Below are 230 nucleotides of genomic sequence, written 5' to 3'. Positions count from 1 at the left end.
CGATCGATGCCGCGATCATGTACACGGCGTCGTAGCCAATCCTGTCCACCAGGGCCAAGCCCGATGGCAGCGCAATCATCTGAGCAAGGCCGACAACACCACCGAAAATTCCCGTGGCACTGCCGAGCAGGCGCAGCGGTACCAGCTCCGCGATAATCGCCGCTTCAGCCACGGACAATGCACCGAAGCCGATGCCACGAATCGCACTAACCGTCAGCAGCGGCGCTGCA

General features: G+C 62.2%; 1 protein-coding gene. It reads right to left on the bottom strand.

What is annotated here, in order from left to right; all coding sequences use genetic code 11:
* Window positions 1-230, bottom strand: a 230-nt coding sequence (locus QP119_RS11765) for an MFS transporter (RefSeq protein ID WP_336620426.1), incomplete at both ends; no start/stop codon positions are given.

This window comes from Corynebacterium frankenforstense (genome assembly GCF_030211955.1).
GTDB lineage: Bacteria > Actinomycetota > Actinomycetes > Mycobacteriales > Mycobacteriaceae > Corynebacterium > Corynebacterium frankenforstense_A.
Note: the sequence above shows the minus strand (reverse complement) of the source record. Positions and strands in the feature narration are given on the sequence as shown.